General features: G+C 63.4%; 8 protein-coding genes. 2 read left to right on the forward strand and 6 right to left on the reverse strand.

Features of this window, described 5'->3' with window-relative positions:
* Positions 1–210: 210 nt before the first annotated feature.
* Together AC6H0W_RS07820 and AC6H0W_RS07825 are read left to right on the forward strand one after the other, a co-directional pair.
* Complete coding sequence (locus AC6H0W_RS07820; protein ID WP_497576770.1) at positions 211–11,085, forward strand: hypothetical protein; 10,875 nt, start codon at positions 211–213, stop codon at positions 11,083–11,085.
* 2 nt (positions 11,086–11,087) lie between these two features.
* The gene (locus AC6H0W_RS07825; RefSeq protein ID WP_497576599.1) at positions 11,088–11,645 is read left to right on the forward strand and encodes an invasion associated locus B family protein; all 558 of its coding nucleotides are present in this window, start codon (positions 11,088–11,090) and stop codon (positions 11,643–11,645) included.
* Positions 11,646–11,952: 307 nt separating this feature from the next.
* On the opposite strand, the gene AC6H0W_RS07830 is transcribed toward AC6H0W_RS07825, so the two are convergent.
* The 6 genes from AC6H0W_RS07830 to AC6H0W_RS07855 form a co-directional block, all read right to left on the reverse strand.
* Entirely contained in the window at positions 11,953–14,856 is a 2,904-nt protein-coding gene (locus AC6H0W_RS07830; protein ID WP_497576600.1) for an EAL domain-containing protein, read from the reverse strand.
* Positions 14,857–15,009: 153 nt separating this feature from the next.
* The gene (gene fghA / locus AC6H0W_RS07835; protein ID WP_497576601.1) at positions 15,010–15,861 is read right to left on the reverse strand and encodes an S-formylglutathione hydrolase; all 852 of its coding nucleotides are present in this window, start codon (positions 15,859–15,861) and stop codon (positions 15,010–15,012) included.
* On the reverse strand, positions 15,861–16,973 hold the full coding sequence (locus tag AC6H0W_RS07840) for an S-(hydroxymethyl)glutathione dehydrogenase/class III alcohol dehydrogenase (protein ID WP_497576602.1): 1,113 nt from the start codon (positions 16,971–16,973) through the stop codon (positions 15,861–15,863). Before AC6H0W_RS07840 ends, fghA begins: the two co-directional genes overlap by 1 nt.
* 25 nt (positions 16,974–16,998) lie before the next feature.
* The gene (locus tag AC6H0W_RS07845) at positions 16,999–18,492 is read right to left on the reverse strand and encodes a CoA-acylating methylmalonate-semialdehyde dehydrogenase (protein ID WP_497576603.1); all 1,494 of its coding nucleotides are present in this window, start codon (positions 18,490–18,492) and stop codon (positions 16,999–17,001) included.
* A gap of 60 nt (positions 18,493–18,552) precedes the next feature.
* The gene (locus AC6H0W_RS07850; RefSeq protein WP_497576604.1) at positions 18,553–19,614 is read right to left on the reverse strand and encodes an AI-2E family transporter; all 1,062 of its coding nucleotides are present in this window, start codon (positions 19,612–19,614) and stop codon (positions 18,553–18,555) included.
* A gap of 56 nt (positions 19,615–19,670) precedes the next feature.
* A complete protein-coding gene (locus tag AC6H0W_RS07855; RefSeq protein ID WP_497576605.1) occupies positions 19,671–20,462 on the reverse strand; it encodes an outer membrane protein assembly factor BamD in 792 nt (263 codons plus the stop codon).
* Positions 20,463–20,465: the final 3 nt, after the last annotated feature.

Here is a 20,465-nt window from a genome sequence, read left to right on the forward strand (position 1 = left end):
TCCAACGTCGAAGTGGCGTCGTTGCTGGCATCGACGCTGAACATCACCAACGAAGACTTCATGTCGGGCAACTTCCGCCTGGAAGGCGACTCGCTGAAGTCGGTCGTCAACCAGGGCTCGATCACGGCGGCCGACGGCGGTTTCGTTGCGCTGATCGCGGCGAAGATCGAGAACGTGGGCGACATCAGCGTGCGCGGCGGTGAAGTGCTGATGGGCTCCGGCCGCAAGGTGCGCCTGGACCTTGGCGGCCCGGCCAAGATCGAAGTCGATGAAGCGGTGGTGGAGGGTTACATCCGCAACGGCGGTCTGATCAGGGCTGAAGGCGGTACCGTCATGATGACGGTCAAGGCGGCCGGGGAGCTGGCCAGCTTCGCCATCAACAACGAAGGCATGATCGAGGCTACCAGCCTGGCGCGCGGCGATGGCGGCACGATCAGCCTGTTCGCGGACGGAGGCACCGTCGCCAACAGTGGTGTGCTGAACGTGAGCGCGGCCGACGGCAAGGGTGGCCACATCGAAGTGACCGGCGAAGTCGTCGGCATTCTTGATGGCAGCGTGGTCGATGCGTCCGGTGCCACCGGTGGCGGTACCGTTTTGCTGGGCGGTGATTATCAGGGCAAGAATGCCGAGGTGGCCAACGCCAAGCGCACCTTCGTGGGTGAAAGCGCGACAGTCCGCGCCAATGCAACGCGCGAGGGCGATGGCGGCCAGGTCATCGTCTGGTCGGACGACCGTACGGCCTTCAGCGGCACGATCGAGGCAAAAGGTGGCGCCGCGAGCGGTGACGGCGGCTTCGTCGAGGTGTCGGGCAAGCAATTCCTAGATTTCCAGGGTACGGTCGATACCTCTGCCGCGAACGGCCGCAATGGCACACTGTTGCTCGACCCGACCAACCTGACCATCGGGAACGTCGGTACGTCCGGCTGGATCACGAATGAAAACAACACGTTCGGCGACTTCACTAACGACACCGACCCGAACCCCGCGCACGACTTCTCTTTCCTACGCGTAGACGTGCTGCTGGCCGCGCTGGCCAACAACGACATTACTGTTCAGTCCGCGTGCGATATCTCCGAATGTGCCGGCAACATTACGGTTATCGATGCCATCACCTGGAACAGCGGCCGCGCCTTGACGCTGGACGCGACCGGCAGCGTGACCATCAACGCAGCCATCACGTCGATCGGCGCTGACGGTGCGAAGGGCGGTGACTTCAACGTTATCGCCGGCACGACGCAACACAACGGCGACATCTACGTTAACGCCAACATCACGACCAGCGGTGGTGCAGCCACCGGGGCGGGCCTGGTGGGTGGTAACGTCAATCTGACTACCGGCAACGGCGCCGTCGTATTCGGCAATGGTGCTGTCATCAACACTGGCGGTTCGGCCGCCGTGGCGGGCAGTGATGCCGCTGGCGGTGCGGCAGGCGCCATTACACTCAACAGCACGGCGGGTATCCGACTGAACAATGGGCAGCTGCTTGCTCAGGGTGGTGCTGCCGATGGCAGTGGCGCGACCGGCGCAGGCGGGCGCGTCAGCCTCATCTCCACCAACAACGACATTACTCAGAACGGGGGCAGCCGCATTGTCGGGCGTGAGTTGCTCGTGCAGGCCGGTGCCGGTTCCATCTATCTGGATGACGGCAGCAACCAGGTTGAGGCCTTCGCAGCCTCGTCCGATTCGGGCGATATCTACTTCCGCAATGTGGGGACGGCCGGTTTGACCGTGACCGACATCGAGGGCACCAGTGGTGTGTCCACCGGTGGTGCTGGAGCCATTCAGCTCAGCGCACGGAATCTGCTGATCAACTCCCGGGTCTCCAGCCAGAACGGCTCGATCACGCTCGACGGCGATCAGGGCCTGCAGCCCGGGGATTTCAGCGGGGTGGTCATCAACGGTACCGAGGTCAGCACGACCAACGGGCACATCTATATCTACGGCCGAGGCGGTGATGCTGCCGATGGTGGTCAAAACGGTGTGATGCTCACCAACGCGACCGTATCGGCAGGCGGTCTTGGCAGCCTGGAAGTGGTTGCCGCGGGTGGCTCCGGTGAAGCGGGTGAAAACCACGGACTCGTCATCGAAGGCAGCAGCCTCCTCACGGACGGTGGCGACATTGACCTGCGGGCGACGGGTGGCTCGGGTGGCGACGACAACAATGCAATCGTCTTCCGCAATTTCGCGCGAATCGGCCGTGAGGATGGTGATCAGGCCGTGTCCATCACCACCCAAGCGGGCGCTGGCGACAGCAGCACGGCATTCGCCACCGACGCAGCGGGGGCTGTCATCACGGCCGGCTCCAGTGACTTGACCCTGCAAGGTAATACGCAGGGAGTGAGCGGTGATGCCCAAATCAGCCTGAACACCACAGGCACGCTGGCCGTGAAGGCCGCATCGAGTTTTGAGTCGCCGTTCAAGCTGTCGGAGTTCACCGAAGGCTTCAACGTCAACAATGGCGGCACCACCAGCAGTGGGTTCAGCGAGTTGGGGGCGCTTGCGATCGGGCAGAGCGGCAACACGGCGGATATCGAGATCGATCAGTCGCTGGCGCTCGATATGGACAGTGGTTCGATCACGCTGATCGGCGGAAACATCGATCTGAATGACGCGATTGCCGCCAGCAACCTGACCGCGACGGCATCCGGCAACATCAACCAGTCCGAAACGGGCGGCAGCTTTACGCTGGGTTCGGCCAATTTGCGCAGCAATGGTGGCCACATCACGCTGGAAGGTGCCAGCAACTCGGTTGGTGCTCTGGCGGCGACGGCAACCGGGGCAATCACCTTCGACAACGGTGGAAACCACCTCGACTTGAACGGCAACTTGTCAGGCGCTTCGGTGCACCTGCATGCTGGTTCCATTGACCAAAACTGGGGCTTGATCACGACAGAAGCGCTGGAGGTCACCACCTCCAACGGCGGTGTCTCGCTCAACCAGGGCAACAACGTCGGTACGCTGGCCGTGGATGCCAACGGTGGCAACTTCACGTTCAATAACAGCGGCAAGATCTCCGGCGCGCTGACCATCGGCACAGTTGGCGATACCGTCGGCGTGAGCAGCACCGGTTCCGTCACCCTCAACAACATCCGCGACCTGGAGATCACGGAAAACGTCAGCGCCGGCACAGGCGTGACCGTCACGACCAGCCGCAATATCGATCTCGGCACTGAAGACGAAGCCAGGCTTTCGCTGACCGACGCTGAAATCGACCGTATCTCGGCACAGTCGCTGACGCTGAAGACGAGCGGCAACGTTACCAACTCTGCAGATGTGCGCGCAGGCGCAGTGGCGGCCATGACGATCGAGGCCGGTCAGGGCATCACCCGCTCGGGTACCGGCCAGCTCGGTTTCAGTCATATCGACAATGGCTCGCTGACCCTGGCGAGTACCGGCACTGCCGACGGTCAAGGCATCGGTACCTCCGCCGCCAACCGCCTAGTTACGGTGGGTGCATCGGAGCTCACCCTCACCTCGTCGCGCGACATCCATGTTGATGCCCGCACCCGTTTGGGCGGCTCCGGCTCAGCCAATCTGGACAAACTCCACATCGATTCGAAGTCAGCCGCAGCGAGCAACAGTGACTTCAGTATTTTGTCGAGCGCCACGCTTGCTTTGACAACCGACGCTGGACCCACTTGGTACCGGGGAACGAATCCGCCGGCGCTTGGCACCTATAACCTTGACTTGAGCAACGCCGACGGGCTCGATTTCCGTTTTATCGGTAACGCACCGATCAACGTTGGCGCTTCGAACATTGGAGCCGCCGATTTTGCCGTGCAGACGACCTACGGTATCAATGTCCTGGGCAACATCACGGGTACTACCGGAGCAATCTCGCTCAAGGCTGGCGGTACGACCGGCAATTACATCGGTATCAACCTGAACGGCACTTCGATCGCCACCACGAACGGCAGCGTTACGCTCGACGGCAGGGGCGGCACCGGCCAGAACAGCGACGAGTATTCGACGAGCTCCAACCAGATCGGTGTTCAGATCGCCAACGGCGCCAGCGTGCGCGCGACCGGTTCCGGCTCGGTAGATATCACCGGCCGGGGCGGCTCTACCGGTGCCAACTACCAGACCGGCCAATATGGCGGCAACAGCGACGGCGTCGTCATCACCGGTACCAACTCGCGCGTGGAGGCGGCGGGCGGCACCATCGCCATCAGCGGCACGGGAGGGTCGGGGTCCGGGCATGTGTCCACGGGCACCAGCGACGGCATCGTCCTGGCATCGGGCGGCGCGATCACCAACTCCTCCGGTAGCGTCAAGCTGACCGCCACGGCAACCTCCGGCATCAACAATACTCCGGCACGGGCAATCGACCAGTCCGGCGCCGGCATCATCACTGCAGCCGGCCTGGAAGTGGTGACGACCAGCGGTTGGGCTTATCTGACGAACAACAACAACGTCGGCACGTTGGCCGGCGACGTGCGCGGCGGCTTCCATTTCGACAACGGCGGCAACAACCTGACGATTGGCGTAGTCAACGGCCGTGAAGGCTTCTCCGATACCACCACGTCCGAAGTCGGCCTCTTTGACATCAACACGCTGACGGTCAATGAATCGATCGAAATGGCGTCAGGCACGTTGAAGATCGCAGCCAACACGGTCGGCATCGCCGACGGCAAGCGAATTGGCGACCGCGTAACCAATGACGACAACCGCAACGTGAAAGTCTGGATGACCGGCCGTTCGGATGGTGCTACGGCCGCCCGGAACATCGATGTCGGCAGCAACAACGGAGCGGCGCTGGGCTTCACCAGTGAGCTGCTCGACAAGATCCACGCCAACGAACTGGAGCTGGCGACCACAGGCACGGCCACCGTTACCGCCGATACCGAGTTCAAGCACATCAACGCGCTGACGCTCAGCGCCACCGGTGCAATTTCCAATGCAGGGGCAAACTATCTGACCCTGTCGGACACCAACAACCAAGGCACGCTGACGCTCAACGGCGCCAGCGCGGGTTCCCTCGCCAACGCAATCCTCGTACGCGGTGCCAACCGGCTGAACGTGTCCTCTCCCGGGCAGTTCAATGTCGAGGCATATACCGATGACACGTCTGCAACAGACCTGATTGACCTGCGTTCGGTGAGCATCAACTCGTCGTCTACCGGTCTGGACCTGACGTACCGCATTGTCGGCGGTGGCTTGAGCTATATGGCTACCGGTACCGGTAGCAGCTATGCCGTCAACGCCAACGCGACGGGCTCTTCGCCGATTGATTTCAGCTTCGTGGGCAATCGCTCGATTGCGGTGGATGCCAGCTCGAACCTGAATGGTGGCGCACTCACTCTGCGCGCCACGTCCGGTGATGTGACGGTCAACAACGGTGTCGCGATTTCCAGCGGCAATACCAGTCTTCAGGCGGCCGCAAACATTGGCTTCAACGGCACCGCTTCCCTCAACGCGGCCGGCACTCTGGGCTTGCGCGCGGACGGGGTCGGCGGCGTATTTGAGGTCGGCAGCGGAACGCTGTCGAGCACGGGCAATATCAACATCTCGGCGGACGATGTCGCGCTCGGTTCGGGCAGCAAGTTGATCGCGAATGGCGGGGATGGAACCGTATCCATCGACACGCGTGCTGAAGTTTCCTCCAGTCGGGCCATTCAGATCGGTGGCGCATCCGACGCGGCGGGCAGCCTGTCGCTGACAGCGGCGGAACTCGGTCGGATCGAGGCCAGCAAGCTAGTGATTGGTCGCAACAGCCAGACCTACGCCACGAGCGGCGCCATCACGCTGGCCGTAGCGGATCTGACGAATGCGCATATCCAGCAGATCGACTTGCGCAGTTGGTCCGGCTCGGTGGGGCAGAGCGGGGCGTTCAAAGTCGGCGCACTCGACGTCTCGCTCAACAGCGGCAACGTCGTCTTGAATCAGACCGGGAATGAGCTTGCAGGCTTCACGGCAAGCACCAGAGGGAACGTTTCCCTGGTTAACAGCAGCGGCTATCTCGATGTAAAAGGGATAACCAGCAACGGCGGCAGTATTGACGTCATCACGAGCGGCAACATGATTGTCAGCTCGGCCGTCAATGCCACGGCAAGCGGAAACGGAGTAAATGCAACGGGCGGCACTATTACGCTCACTTCGAGTGGCGCCACGCTGCGGGTGCAGGGCGACATTACCTCCAACGGGTACTCGTACAGCAGTAACCAAGCGCAGCAGGGCGGGGCGATCAGGCTGTACGGCCGCATCGTCGAGCTTGGCAATGCCAAGATCAACAGCATCGGAACCTACAACTCGACTAACGGCGGCACCGGTGGAGCCGCCGGCTCGCTGATCGTTGATGCAACCGAGGTTGGCGGCACCATTCTGCTCGACGGCACCGAGATCAACCTGACTGGCGGCTACGGCCAGAGCGCATACGGTGCGGGCAGTAACCTCACCTTCAACGACATCGTCATGCTCGGTTCGCTGACGGGGACCACCTCCAGCGCGAAGATCGATGCCGGTGGCGGCAACGTGACGTTCAACAGCGTGGTGAACGGCCGCGATGGTGTCGGCAGCAATCTCACGATCAGTTCCATGCGTTCGGGCACCACGCCGTCGTATGGCAGCGTCACCTTCGGTTCGACGATAGGAAATGGCGAAGCGATCGGCAACCTGACGCTGAACAACGTGCAGGACGTGAGCCTGACGAGCTTCCGCGGCGCCGGCCTTTCCATCACCAACAAGGGCACCGCAACGGCAAACGGCAATCTCACGACGAGCGGCACAAACGGCATCAGCATCGACAGCAATGCCATCAGCGCCAATCCGAGCATGGTCTACACCGCCACGGGCGGCGACATCAAGCTTGCCACCAAGGGTGTGCTGACCCTGGCGAACACCTCGGCCTTCAACGCAAAGGGCAACATCGACCTGAAGGCGGACGGCGGCATCACGCTCTCCGGCGGAACGATGCAAACCGCGGGCTCGGGCGTCATCTTCCGCTCGGACACGACGGTGCAGAACAACCTGGCGATCGATACCACCGGGGGCGGCACTGTCGCAACGGGCGGCAATGTCGAATTCCGCGGCAAGCTCGATTCGAGCGGCGGCGCGCGTGATCTGACGATCACGGCCGGCACCGGCGGTGACGTGGTCTTCAACGGCCAAGTCGGTAATACCGGCAAGATGGGCGCCGTGACCGTCAATTCCGCCAACAACGTGACGACGTCGAGCACCTTCCAGGCCGCGTCGTTCACGCAGAACGCGGGTGCGGGCACCACGACCTTCGGCGGCACGAGCACGCTGGACAACGCGTTGAGCTTTACCGGCAACGCGCTGACCATCAATCAGGCTCTCACCGCGGCTAGCGCTACGGTGACCAACTCCGGGCTGTTCACGACCGGCCCGTCTGCCAACATCACCACGAACGGCGGCTTCATCCAGAACGGTGCAGGCGACAACCTGTTGGCCGGTAGGATTACCACCGACGACACCAACATCAGCTTCACGGGTGCGACCCGGACGAACGGCAACCTCAACCTCTACACCGGTTCGACGGCAAGCGGCAACGTCGTCTTCGGCAGCACGCTCGACAGCGCACTCGCATCGGACAACAGCACCCTGTCCATCATCACGGGCGGCGGCAAGATCGTGTTCAACGCTGCGGTCGGCGAGGACAAGGCGCTGGGTAATGTGGGCCTGACTTCGGGGCAAGATCTTGAACTGAACGCCTTCAGCAGCCGCAGCCTCACCCGCGGTGGTGGAACGACTACGCTGGCTGGCGGCGCGGAAGTCAATACGACTCAGGGCCAGAGCTACAGCAGCGCGGTCATTCTGGGCGGCGACGCCACGCTGAACGGAGGCTCGGGAGAGGTCACGCTCTGGGGTACCGTCAACGGTGCAGGCAACCTGGCCGTTAATACCAGCGGCACCACGACTTTCGGCAGCGCGGTCGGCGGCACGACGGCCCTGACCAGCCTCGCAACGGATGCAGACGGGACCACCGTGTTCAACGGTAACGTCACTACCACCGGCAGCCAGACCTACGCCGACAACGTGCAACTGGGCGCGGACACCACCTTCACCAGCACCGGCGGTGATGCCGTCACCTTCGGTGGCACCGTCAACAGTGTTGCCGGCAGCCACTACGGTCTGACGGTCAATACTGAGGGAACCACGAGCTTCAACGGTGCGATGGGTGCGAGCCGCGCGCTGTCGTCCATCGCAGTAGCCGCCCAGCACGGCACGCTTCTGATGAACGGCGGCAACTTCATCACCACGGAAGGGCAGACCTACAACAGCGGTACCATCATCCTCGGTGGAAACACGACGTTGCAGAGCACCCTCGGCGGTTCCATCGCGCTCAACGGTGACGTCGATGCGGCAATCTGCACCGTGGCGTCCCTGAATGTACTGACCCAGGGCGAGACCGTCTTCGGCGGTGCAGTCGGCACCTACAGGCCGTTGTGGAGCGTAACCACTGATGGCGCACCGTCGGCCACCAACACGGTTCGCTTCGCCAATGGCACCGTGATCACGCTGGGCGACCAGACCTACGGCGAACTGGCGATTCTTGACACTGACACCTCGCTGAAGAGCCTGGGGCAGGGCACGATCAGTTTCCAGGGGCCGGTGCGCGCGAAGGACGACGGCGTGCAGTCGCTGACCGTCGATACCTCCGGCGACATCGTCTTCAACGGCGCAGTTGGCGACAACGACCAGCGTCTGGCCAGCCTCGACACTGGCGAAAGTATCGACGGCACCGTGCGGATCAACGGCGGAGGCGTGAATACCGCTGGCACGCAGGTGTATCGCCAGCAGGTGGCACTTGGCAACGACGCGATTCTGACCGGCACCACCGGTACGTTTGACGTCGGCCTCAACGGCCAAGGCAATGACCTCACGCTGCGCTTCTCCGGCCCGACCGAGCTGGAGGGTGAGAAATTCACCGGCGTGCGCAACCTGACCAGCGACGGCGAGGGTGTCACCAACGTCACCGGCACCATCGCCACCACCGGCACGCAGACCTACATCAGCGACGTGGTGCTCGGCTCGGATGTCGTGCTGCAGAGCACGGGCATTGGCGCTGCCGGCGACATCACGCTGGGCAAGGTCGATGGCGCGCACGGCCTGACCATCAATACCGCCGGCACCACCAATCTGGCCGGTATCGTGGGTGGCGACACGGCGCTGAGCAGTCTGACGACCGATGGCCCCGGCCTGACCACGATCAGCGGCGGCAGCGTGACCACCACCGGTGCGCAGACCTACAACGATGCGGTACAGATCACCGCGGACGCAGTGCTGACCAGCGAATACGGCGAAGACATCGTCTTCGGCGATACCGTCGATGGCTCGGGCGCTCTGACGGTAGCTACCTCCGGCGTGACGCGCTTCGACGGCATGGTCGGCGGCACGACCGAACTGGCCAGCCTGACGACCGATGAGGGCGGCAGTGTCGAGGTCAACGGCGGCGGTGTGCGCACCTCGGGTGACCAGAGCTTCGGCGACGCAGTCACCTTGGGCGCTGATGCGACCTTCTCGAGCACGGGCAGCGGCGACATCGTGTTCAACGGCACGGTCGACGGGCCGCACGATCTGGCGGTGAATACCGCTGGCGAAAGCGTGTTCGCGGCAGCGGTGGGCGGCACCATCGCGCTGGCCAGTCTGAGCACCGATGGCCCGGGTGTCACCAAAATCAGTGGCGGCAGCGTGACGACCACCGGCGCGCAGACCTATGGCGATGCCGTGGAAATCACCGCGGACGCCGTGCTGGAAAGCACCGACGGCGGCGACATCACCTTCCAGAGCACGCTGGATGGCCCGGCTGGCCTGACCGTCAATACCGATGGCAAGACGGAGTTCGAGGCACAGGTGGGTGGAAATACCGCGCTGGCGAGCCTGACCACCGATGCCGGCGGCAGCGTTGTCATCAGCGGTGGCGGGGTCATCACGACCGGTGAGCAGACCTACGGCGATGCAATGACCCTGGGCGCAAACGCCGTCCTGGAGAGCACCGACGACGGCGACATCGTGTTCAACGGCACGGTCGATGGCCCGCATGATCTGACGGTGATCACTGGCGGCACTGCGCGCTTCAATGAGGCGGTTGGTGACACGAGTGAGCTGCTCAGCCTGACCACCGGCGGCGCGGGCAGCGTGGCGATCAACGGCGGTGGCGTGAAGACCCGCGGTGATCAGACCTACGGCAATGCCGTGCGGCTTGGCGCGGATACGGTGCTGGCAAGCAGCCACCAGGGCGACATCACCTTCAACGGTACGCTGAATGGTGCGCACAACCTGATGGTTGAAACCGGCGGCGCCTCGGTCTTCAACGGCGCAGTCGGCAATGTCACGGCGCTGCGCAGTCTGACCACCGATGCCGATGGCGAGGCGGTGATCAACGGCGGCCTGATCCGCACGACCGGCGCGCAGACCTTCAACGACGGCGTCACGGTCGGCGCGAACACGGTGTTCTCGTCCAACGGCCCGATCACCTTCGTCAGCACCTTGGACGGCCCGTGGGACGTCACCGTCAGAACTCCGGGCGTGACGACCTTCGGCGGGGCCATCGGCAGCACGGCACCGCTGGCCAACCTGAACGGAGGCTCGGGCAGGGGCAAGATCGATCTGCAAGGTCCGTCCATCACGCTGACCGGCACGCTGACCTTTGAAGAGCCGGTGCATGTGCATAATCCGGTGGTGGTGAACGTCGGTGGCGACGCGCTGTTCTACGGCGATGCGAAAACCGGCAAATCGCTGCTGGACGTGACGGCAGGCGGGCGCATTCAGTTCGGTCGCCCGGGCAATCTGGACAACCTGAAGAGCTACCTGCCGACCTTGTTCTCGCTGGGTAACCAGCATGCACAGAGCAATGGCACCCTGCCGCCCACGGCCTTTGCGCAGCAGAACAACACTGGTTCGCAACAGCCAGGCGTCGGTGATCTGAATCTGGTGAATGTCACGTCTCCGGGCGGAGCTGGGGTGGGTTCTTCAAACCAGTCCAGCGAATCCTTGCTCAATCTGGCGGTAGCGCAGATCGCGGCCGATGAGAACTCTCGTTTGAGGACGTACATCGTCAGCCTCGACGGTGGGTTGCGCATGGAGGAGGAAAGCGCGGAAGAGAGCACGGAGCAGGCACAGTGATCATGAGACCGCTTGCTGTTCGCAAGGCTGCGCTGTTGGCGTGCTGGATGGCTGGCCTGGGGGTGGGTGGTGCGACGTTCGCACAAGCCCCCTCGGCCACGCCCACCCGGCCGGCACCGGCGCCGGAGTGGAAGCAGAAAGCGACCCACGGGAAGTGGGAGGTGATCTGCGCCACGCTGGGCGGCAAAGAGCAATGCCAGGCCGTGCAAGTGCTGCAAATGACAGGTGAAGGGGAGGGGGCGGCCACCGGCCGCCGCTTGCTGCGGGTTGTCGCCCAGCGCGGGGCGCAAGGCATGGTCTTCAGTTTCGAGTTGCCGTTGGGCCTCGACCTGCGGCCGGGCATGGTCTATCAGATCGATGCAAACGCTGAAGCGGCGCTTCCCTTCCTCGTATGCACGCCGGGCGGATGCGTTGCAAGCACCCTGCTGTCTGATGAATTGCGGCAGCAGCTCAGAGCAGGCAAGCAAATGAAAGTCGGCTTCCGCCCGCTGGGCTCGGAAAACGTGATGGTGGTGGAGGTGTCGCTGGATGGCGTCACCAAGGCATTGGCCGGTATTTGATCCGACGTGCCGAACACACATCGTGACTTCCGTACCCTGGAACGAACTTGGGCGTGGTCTTCACGAGTGGTGATGCTTGTGAGCTGAACGAACAAGTCTTTGATTCCCGACACCGGCCTTGAGCCGGTGTTTTTTTGTGGAGTCACATGCCTGGCTGAGCCGGTTTGCGCCCAGTGCGTTTTGGCCGGGTGACAAGACCGCTGTGGCATGTTGAATGAGCGCCTGTACGGACGCCGGGGCCGTGCGAGGACCAACGGACCGCTCGGCTCAAGGATGCCGGCGCCGCGCAAAGAGGCGCGGGCAGAGCTCAGTCGAGTGCAGCCGTCAGAGCCGGGCGCTCGGCCAGCAGCCGCGCGAACGCCTCGGGTGGAATGGGTGGGCTGAAGTAATACCCCTGAATTTCGTCACACGCCTGCGACCGCAGGAAGTCGAGTTGCAGCGCGTTTTCGACGCCTTCCGCGACCACGCGCAGGTCCATGCGATGGGCCAGCGCAATGACTGAGCTGGCGATCGTGGCGGCGTTGGGGTCGGTGTCCAGGTTGCGGATGAAGCTGCGGTCGATTTTGAGCAGATCCACCGGGAAGCGGTTGAGGTAAGCCAAGCTGGAATAGCCCGTGCCGAAGTCGTCGATCGAGATGCTCAAGCCGATCGATTTGAGGCGTTGCAGGGCGATGACGGCTTCTTCCGGGTTGTCCATGACCGTGGTTTCGGTCAGTTCGATCTCGAGATGCCCTGCGGTCAGGCCGGTTTGCTGCAGGGTGTGCGCGATCTGTTCGGGCAGGCTGCGCTGTTGCAGTTGCAGCGCCGAGATATTCACGGCCACAGTGATGGCCGGCAGGCCGGCGTCTTGCCAGGCGCGGTTCTGTCGGCAGGCTTCACGCAGAGCCCATTCACCCAATGCGTGAATCAGGCCGCTTTCCTCGGAAATTGCGATGAAGCGGTCGGGCGGCACGTATTCACCCGTCTCCGGGTGGCGCCAGCGTGCCAGTGCTTCTGCGCCGATGATCTGCCCCGACGACAGATCGACCCTGGGCTGGTAGTGCAGCTCCAGTTGTTCGGTTGCCAGAGCCTGACGTAACGCCGATTCGAGCGCGAGTCGTGATTGCGCCTCGGCGTTGAGCGCTTGGGTGAAGAACATGAAGGCCTCGTTGCCTTCGCGCTCGGCTTGGTGCAAAGCCATGCTGGAGCTGGCGAGCAACTGATCGAGCGTGTCGCCGTCGGCCGGCAGCATGGCGATGCCGGCGTGCAGATTGGGCTGCAGCACGTGGTCGTCGATGTTGAGCGGCTTGCGCAGCCAGTCGAGCAAGGCACGCGTGCGTGCCGTGGCCTCTTCGATGCTGTCGATGTGCGTCAGCAGCACGGCGAACTCGCTGCCCGACAGGCGCGAGACGGTGTCGTGCTCCCGCGTGGCGTGGCTCAGGCGCGTTGCGATTTCGCACAGAAGCTGATCACCTACATCGTGGCCGAGGCTGTCATTGATGCGTTTGAAGTGGCGGATGCCGAGGGTGAGCAGGGCAACTTGCTGCTGCATCTGGCGGGCGCTGGAGCGTGCTTCACTGAAGCGCAGATTGAGCAAGGCCCGATTGGGCAGACGGGTCAGCGGATCGTACGACGACATGAAATCCAGGCGCGCCTCGATGCGTTTGCGTTCGGAAATGTCGTGCTGGATGCTGATGAAGTGGATGGTGCGCCCCTCTTCATCGCAGATCGGGCTGATCGACACCGCCTCCCAGTACAGCTCGCCATCCTTGCGACGGTTCAGCAGATCGCCCTTCCAGGCTTTGCCGCCCTGCAACGTGCCCCACATCTCCTGATAATGGCCGGGTGGCGTGTAGCCCGATTTCAGAATGCCGACGTGACTTCCGATGACTTCCTCGGGGCGGTAGCCGCTGGTGATGGTGAACTGCGGGTTCACGTACTCGATGATGCCGAGAGCATCGGTGATGATGATGGAACTGACGCTGTTCTCAATGGCCGTGCTGAGCTTGCGCATCTCATGCAGGGTCACTTCGTGCTCCTGCATGACGGCCAGCAGTGACTGGCGCATGTGCTCGAAAGCGTTGGCCAGCCGCCCCAACTCGTCGTTGCCGAAGGGCGGAATGGGGTGGTCGAGCTTGCCCGAGGAGATCTCCCGCGCAGACTGTTCGAGCGTAAGCAAAGGGCGCAGCACGCGCCGCTGAATCACCAGGGCGGCGATTACGAAGGCCCCCAAGGTCAGCAGCAGAGTGGCCATGGCCAGCAGGAACTCGGCGTTGGCTTCTGCGCGCAGGCGCTTGGCACGCAATTCGATCTCGGTCCCGAGCGCATCCGACAGGGCCAGCACGGCCTCGATGCCGCGGGTGGCGTCGGCGAACCACTGGCTCGCTGTGACGGGATAGGGCTGCCCGCTCTCGCTGGCGTCGAGCACGGAGCGGCGAAGGTCTTCGTAATGCACGAAGAGGTCTGCCCAGAAGCGGTCCACCGCTTCTTCAATGCGCGGCTGGCCCGCGAAATGCCCCAACAGGCTGTCAGCCCGCTTCCAGGTGTGGAGAATGTTCGAGCGGAAATGCTCAAGCTCGCGCTGACGTATCGGGCCGATCGCTTCTTCGCGTGCGAGCGCCGAGGCAATCAGGGCGCGCTCCTGCCCGAGCAGCTCACTCAGTGTGAACAGCGCGTCCTTGATCAGGGGTTGAGCCGTGGTGCGTGCACTGTTGTCGCCGACCGGGGCAATGCTTGTGCTCACCACGTGGTGCAGGAATTCGATGTGCCGGGTGACCAGCTCCATCCAGCGGCGTGGGTCGATCTCGGCCCCGGGCGCCCGGCCCGCCAGGCTGGCATCCACCGCAGTGCGATAGCTTTCGAGTTCGCTCTGCAGCGCGCGTACTTCCAGCAGTCCGCTCACCAGAGAATGCTCCGGCGCCATGCGCGCAGTGGTGGCCGCCTGCTTGGTAAGGGCCTCCAGCGCCTGATTGGCCGACTGGCGAACCTCGGCCAATTGCCCGTGCAGTGGTGGCGTTGGCTGGCCTGCAGACAGAAGCATCAGAGTCAGGCCGCGCTCGCGCGCCAACGCACCGCCCGCTCGCTGCGCCAGGCCAGAGACGTGGTTGCTGTGCTCGAGCCAGTCGATGGCCGAGCTGCGCGCACTCATGTCCACCACTTCGCGTGCCGCAATGGCGACCGCGAGGGCGGTGAGCAGGGCAATCATGGTGAAGAAAAGATGACGGATCGACATCCGGTGCTGCCGCCTTACGCGTCGCTGACTCGGCAACGAGTGTAGAGGTAAAGCTCAAACCATGAGACAAGCGAAAAACCCTTTATTGATTCGGGTCAATTCGCCGGAAGAATGCACGCGGCCGCTGTTGTGCAAACAACGGCCGCGTGGTGGTCATGCGCGCAGGGCTGCGGCGTGGTGCAGGAGGTGGTCGCCGATGAAGCTGGCGATGAAGTAGTAGCTGTGGTCGTAGCCGTCTTGCAGGCGCAGCGTCAGCGGGTGGCCTGCCTGGTCGCAGGCCGCCTGCAGCAACTCGGGTTTGAGCTGGTTCTGCAGAAAACCGTCGGCCGAGCCTTGATCCACCAGCAGGTGCAGGCGTTCGGGCGCGTTGGCGATCAACTCGCAAGTGTCCCAGGCTTTCCAGGTGGAGCGGTCGTTGCCGAGATAGCCGCTGAAGGCCTTTTCACCCCACGGCACGCCGGCCGGGTGCACGATCGGCGCGAAGGCCGATACGGCGCAGTAGCGGCCAGGGTTCTTCAGGGCGCAGATGAGGGCGCCGTGGCCCCCCATCGAGTGCCCTGCGACCGAGCGCCGCTCGCTTACCGGGAAGTTGCCCTCGACGAGCGCCGGAAGCTCGCTCACCACGTAGTCATACATGCGGTAGTTACGGTCGAAGGGCGCTTGGGTGGCATTCACGTAAAAGCCCGCGCCGAGGCCGAAGTCCCAGCCGCCGGCCGGGTCGCCCGGCACGTTCTCCCCGCGCGGGCTGGTGTCGGGGCACACGATGGCAATGCCGAGTTCGGCGGCAATGCGCTGGGCACCGGCCTTCTGCATGAAGTTCTCGTCGTTGCAGGTCAGGCCTGACAGCCAGTACATCACCGGCACCGGGCCGGCCTCGGCCTGCGGCGGCAGGTAGATGGCGAAGATCATGTCGCAGCCGAGCGTCGCCGCATGGTGGCGCACACGTTTGTGCCAGCCGCCGAAGCTCTTGTTGGCCGCTACGGTTTCAAGCGTCGGGGTGCTCATCAGAAGTGCACCACCGAACGAATGCTCTTGCCTTCATGCATCAGCTCGAAGGCGTGGTTGATGTCGTCGAGCCCCATCGTGTGGGTGATGAAGGTGTCGAGCGGGATCTCGCCTTTCTGGGCTTGCTCGACATAGCGCGGCAGTTCGGTGCGCCCGCGCACGCCGCCGAAGGCCGAGCCGCGCCACACGCGGCCGGTGACGAGCTGGAACGGGCGGGTCGAGATTTCCTGTCCGGCGCCGGCCACGCCGATGATTACCGATTCACCCCAACCCTTGTGGGCGCATTCCAGCGCGGCGCGCATCAGCTGCACGTTGCCGACGCATTCGAAGGAGTAGTCCACGCCGCCGTCGGTGAGGTCCACGATGACCTGCTGGATGGGCTTGTCGTAGTCCTTGGGGTTCACACAATCGGTGGCACCCAGCTGGCGGGCGATCTCGAACTTGTCCGGGTTGATGTCGATGGCGATGATGCGCGAGGCCTTGGCCATTACGGCACCGATGATGGCAGCAAGACCGATGCCGCCCAGACCGAAGATCGCCACCGTGGCGCCGGCTTCGACCTTGGCGGTGTTGAGCACCGCACCGATGCCGGTTGTGACGCCGCAGCCGAGCAGGCAGACCTTCTCCAGCGGGGCTTCCTTGTTGATCTTGGCCAGCGCGATCTCGGGCAGCACGGTGTATTCGGAGAAGGTCGAGGTGCCCATGTAGTGGTAGATGGGCTTGCCGTCTTTCGAGAAACGCGTGGTGCCGTCGGGCATGAGGCCCTTGCCCTGCGTCGAGCGGATGGCCTGGCACAGGTTGGTCTTGCCCGAGGTGCAGAACTTGCAGGTGCGGCATTCCGGCGTGTAGAGCGGAATCACGTGGTCACCGACTTCCACTGACGTCACGCCGGGGCCGACTGCCTCGACGATGCCGCCGCCTTCGTGGCCGAGAATGGCCGGAAAGATGCCTTCGGGGTCGTCGCCCGACAGCGTGAAGGCGTCGGTGTGGCAAACGCCACTGGCGACGATGCGCACGAGCACCTCGCCGGCCTGCGGTGGGGCGACGTCGATTTCGGTGATTTCCAGCGGTTGGCCGGCGGCCCAGGCAACTGCGGCACGGGACTTGATCATGCGATTCTCCTGATTTTGAGGGTGTTCAGCCGTTGCTCGGGAAGGCGAATTGCGCCTTCTCGACGCCGCGCACGGCCCAGCGCTGAGTGATTGTCTTGCGACGTGTGTAAAAGCGCACGGCGTCCGGGCCATAGGCATACAGGTCGCCGAACAGCGAACGCTTCCAGCCGCCGAAGCTCTGGCAAGCCACGGGCACCGGCAGCGGCACGTTCACCCCGACCATACCGACTTGCACCGCATCGGTGAAGTGGCGCGCCACGGCACCGTCACGCGTGAACACGCAGGTGCCGTTGCCGAACTCGTGCGCGTCGATCAGCGCAATCGCTTCGGCAAGGTCGCGCACGCGCACGATGCCGAGCACCGGGCCGAAGATCTCTTCGCGGTAGATGTGCATGTGCGGTCGTACGTGGTCGAAAAGCGTGCCGCCCAGGAAAAACCCGTGGTCATGTCCCGACACGCGCAGTGCGCGACCGTCCACGACGATCTTCGCGCCTTCATCCACGCCCTGGTCGATGTAGTTGCGTACCTTGTCGCGATGCGGACCGCTCACCAGCGGGCCCATGTCGAGGCCGCGCTGCGTGCCGTTGCCAATGCGCAGGCTTTCGACGCGTGGCGCCAGACGCCGGGCAAGCTCGTCGCCCACCGCATCACTCACCGCGACCACCACCGAAATGGCCATGCAGCGCTCGCCGCATGAGCCGTAGGCCGCGCCCATGATGGCATTCACGGCGTTGTCGAGATCGGCGTCGGGCATCACCACGGCGTGGTTTTTCGCGCCGCCCAGTGCCTGCACGCGTTTTCCGTGGGCTGTGCCGGTGGTGTAGATGTATTCGGCAACCGGCGTGGAACCGACGAAACTCACGGCCTTCACGCGCGGGTCGGCCAGCAGCGCATCGACGGCTTCCTTGTCGCCGTTGATCACGTTGAACACGCCCGGCGGCAGACCGGCTTCGGTCAGCAGTTCGGCCAGCAGGCGCGCCGCCGAAGGGACTTTCTCCGAAGGTTTCAGAATGAAGGTGTTGCCGCAGGCCAAGGCCATCGGAAACATCCACATCGGGACCATCGCCGGAAAATTGAAGGGGGTGATGCCTGCCACCACGCCCAGCGGCGGGAATTCGGACCACGAGTCGATGTCCGGTCCGACGTCGCGCGAGTGCTCGCCCTTGAGGAATTCAGGCGCGCCACAGGCGTACTCCACCACTTCGATGCCGCGTGCAAGCTCGCCATGGGCGTCTTCCCACACCTTGCCGTGTTCATTGACGATGGCCGCCACCACCTGATCGGCGTTGCGCTCGAGCAGCTCCTTGTATTTGAAGAGGATGCGCGCGCGCTTCAGCGGCGGTGTGGCACGCCATGCGGGGAAGGCCTCTTGCGCGGCCGAGATCGCGCGCTCCACGGTGGCACGCGAAGCCAGCTCTACCTGACGGGCCACCTGGCCGCTGGCCGGGTTGTGCACTGCGCTGCTGCGACCGCCGTCGCTGAACGGGGCGGCGTTGATGTAGTGACCGAGTGTCTCCATCTCAACTCCTCATTGCAGCAATCGTTTTGTCAGCGGGTAGCGTGATGCACTGCCCGGCCTTTAGGCCGGCGCTTCGGCATGTGACGGCCAGGCACGCAGTACCGCCGCTACCAGCGTCGCCAGTGGAATGGCGAAGAATACTCCCCAAATCCCCCAGATGCCGCCAAAAACCAGCACCGCGGCGATGATCGCGACAGGGTGCAGATTGACGACTTCGGAGAACAGGATCGGCACCAGCACGTTGCCGTCGAGAAACTGGATGATCCCGTAGGCGGCCAGCACGTACCAGAAGTGCGGCGAGATGCCGAATTCGAAATACGCCACCACGGCGACCGGGACGGTGGCCACTGCCGCGCCAACGTACGGCACGATCACCGACAGGCCGACGATCAGCGACAGCAGCATGGCGTAGGGCAGACCGAGCAGGGCGAAGACCACGTAGCTCACGCTCCACACGATCAGGATTTCGATGAACTTGCCGCGCACGTAGCTGCCGATGCCGGCTTCGACATCGGCCCAGACGCGGTTGACCAGGCTGCGCTCGCGCGGCAGAAAGCGCAGAAACCACGCCACGATGTTGTGTTTGTCCTTCAGCATGAAGAACACCAGCAACGGCACCAGCACCAGATACACCAGCAGCGTGACGAGGTGTACCGCCGAGTTCAGCGACAGCACGAGGATGCGCTGGCCGAACATGGTGAGGTTGTTGCGGACGGAATCCAGCAGTTCATAGACTTGCTGCTCCGAAAAAATCTGCGGATAGCGCTCGGGCAGCTGCAATGCCAGTGCCTGGAGCTTGCTGGCAATCGACGGCAGCTCACGTGCGAGTTGCCCCACTTGCCCGGCCAGCAGGGGGATCAGCAGCAGCATGGTGAGCACGAACAGGCTCAGGAACAGCGTGAACACCAGAACCACCGCAATCGGGCGATTCATGCCCCGTTTCATCAACAGGCGTACGACGCCTTCAAGCAGATAGGCAACGATGACGCTGGCGATCAGCGGGGCCAGCAAGCTTGCGGCAAACAGCGCGAGCACCACACCGATGATCAATACCAGCGCAAGAATGACGACTTGCGGGTCAGAGAAGTGGCGGTTGAACCACGCTTGCAGGTATTGGAACATTGACCGGGCCTCCGTTCGGCGGGCGGTTGCCCGCCCTGTCGATCAGCCGCGCCGGCTTACCAGAGCTGCCACCACGGGCGAGTGTCCTCGGGGCCGCCATGGAAATACACGCTGTCGGGGAAGTTCATCTTGATGATGCGCTCGGTGTCTTCACGCTGATCGGTCAAACCCATGGCGTCGTAGCTGGCGGCCATGATGAAAAGCGCCTCTTCGATGGCGGGCGCGTCCGGGTAGTTCTTGATCGCCGACTGCGCGCGGTTGACCGCGGCCACATGCGCACCACGGTTCTGGTAATAACGCGCAACGTGCACTTCATGCTGAGCCAGCGAGTTCACCAGATAGCGCATGCGCTGCAGCGAGTCCGGTGCATAGCGGCTATCAGGGAAGCGCGTGACCAACTCATTGAAGGAGTCGAAGGCTTCCTGCGCGCCTTTGGGGTCACGCTCGGACAGATCCTGGTTCGAGATGAACGCGAGCAGGCCGAGGTTCTCGTTGAAGTTTACGAGCCCTTTGAGGTAGTAGGCGTAATCGACGTTGGGATGGTTTGGGTGCAGACGAATGAAGCGGTCCGCAGCAGCCAGCGCCATTTCGCGCTCATTGGTCTTGTAGTACGCGTAGGCGATCTCGAGCTGCGCCTGCTGGGCGAAGCGGCCGTAAGGGTAACGGGCTTCGAGTTTGCCAAGCAGGTCGATGGCGCGGTCGTAGCCGCCCTCGGTCATTGCCGAGCGGGCTTCGGCGTGAATGCGCTGTGCGCTCCAGTCGACCGTTTCGTCGATCTGCTCGGGCAACAGGCCGCAGCCCGCCGCCAGTGCCGCCGAGATTACGGCTAAACTGCGCAACACTTTCATTAG

The sequence above is a fragment of the Pseudazoarcus sp. NS20 genome, assembly GCF_059703745.1.

Bases quoted from the DNA above. Each gene is read 5' to 3' on its own strand.
- AC6H0W_RS07840 (WP_497576602.1), bottom strand. From the start codon at position 16,973: ATGATCAAGTCCCGTGCCGCAGTTGCCTGGGCCGCCGGCCAACCGCTG.
- AC6H0W_RS07825 (WP_497576599.1), top strand. From the start codon at position 11,088: ATGAGACCGCTTGCTGTTCGCAAGGCTGCGCTGTTGGCGTGCTGGATG.
- AC6H0W_RS07830 (WP_497576600.1), bottom strand. From the start codon at position 14,856: ATGTCGATCCGTCATCTTTTCTTCACCATGATTGCCCTGCTCACCGCC.
- AC6H0W_RS07820 (WP_497576770.1), top strand. From the start codon at position 211: ATGGGCTCCGGCCGCAAGGTGCGCCTGGACCTTGGCGGCCCGGCCAAG.
- AC6H0W_RS07855 (WP_497576605.1), bottom strand. From the start codon at position 20,462: ATGAAAGTGTTGCGCAGTTTAGCCGTAATCTCGGCGGCACTGGCGGCG.
- AC6H0W_RS07850 (WP_497576604.1), bottom strand. From the start codon at position 19,614: ATGTTCCAATACCTGCAAGCGTGGTTCAACCGCCACTTCTCTGACCCG.
- AC6H0W_RS07845 (WP_497576603.1), bottom strand. From the start codon at position 18,492: ATGGAGACACTCGGTCACTACATCAACGCCGCCCCGTTCAGCGACGGC.
- fghA (WP_497576601.1), bottom strand. From the start codon at position 15,861: ATGAGCACCCCGACGCTTGAAACCGTAGCGGCCAACAAGAGCTTCGGC.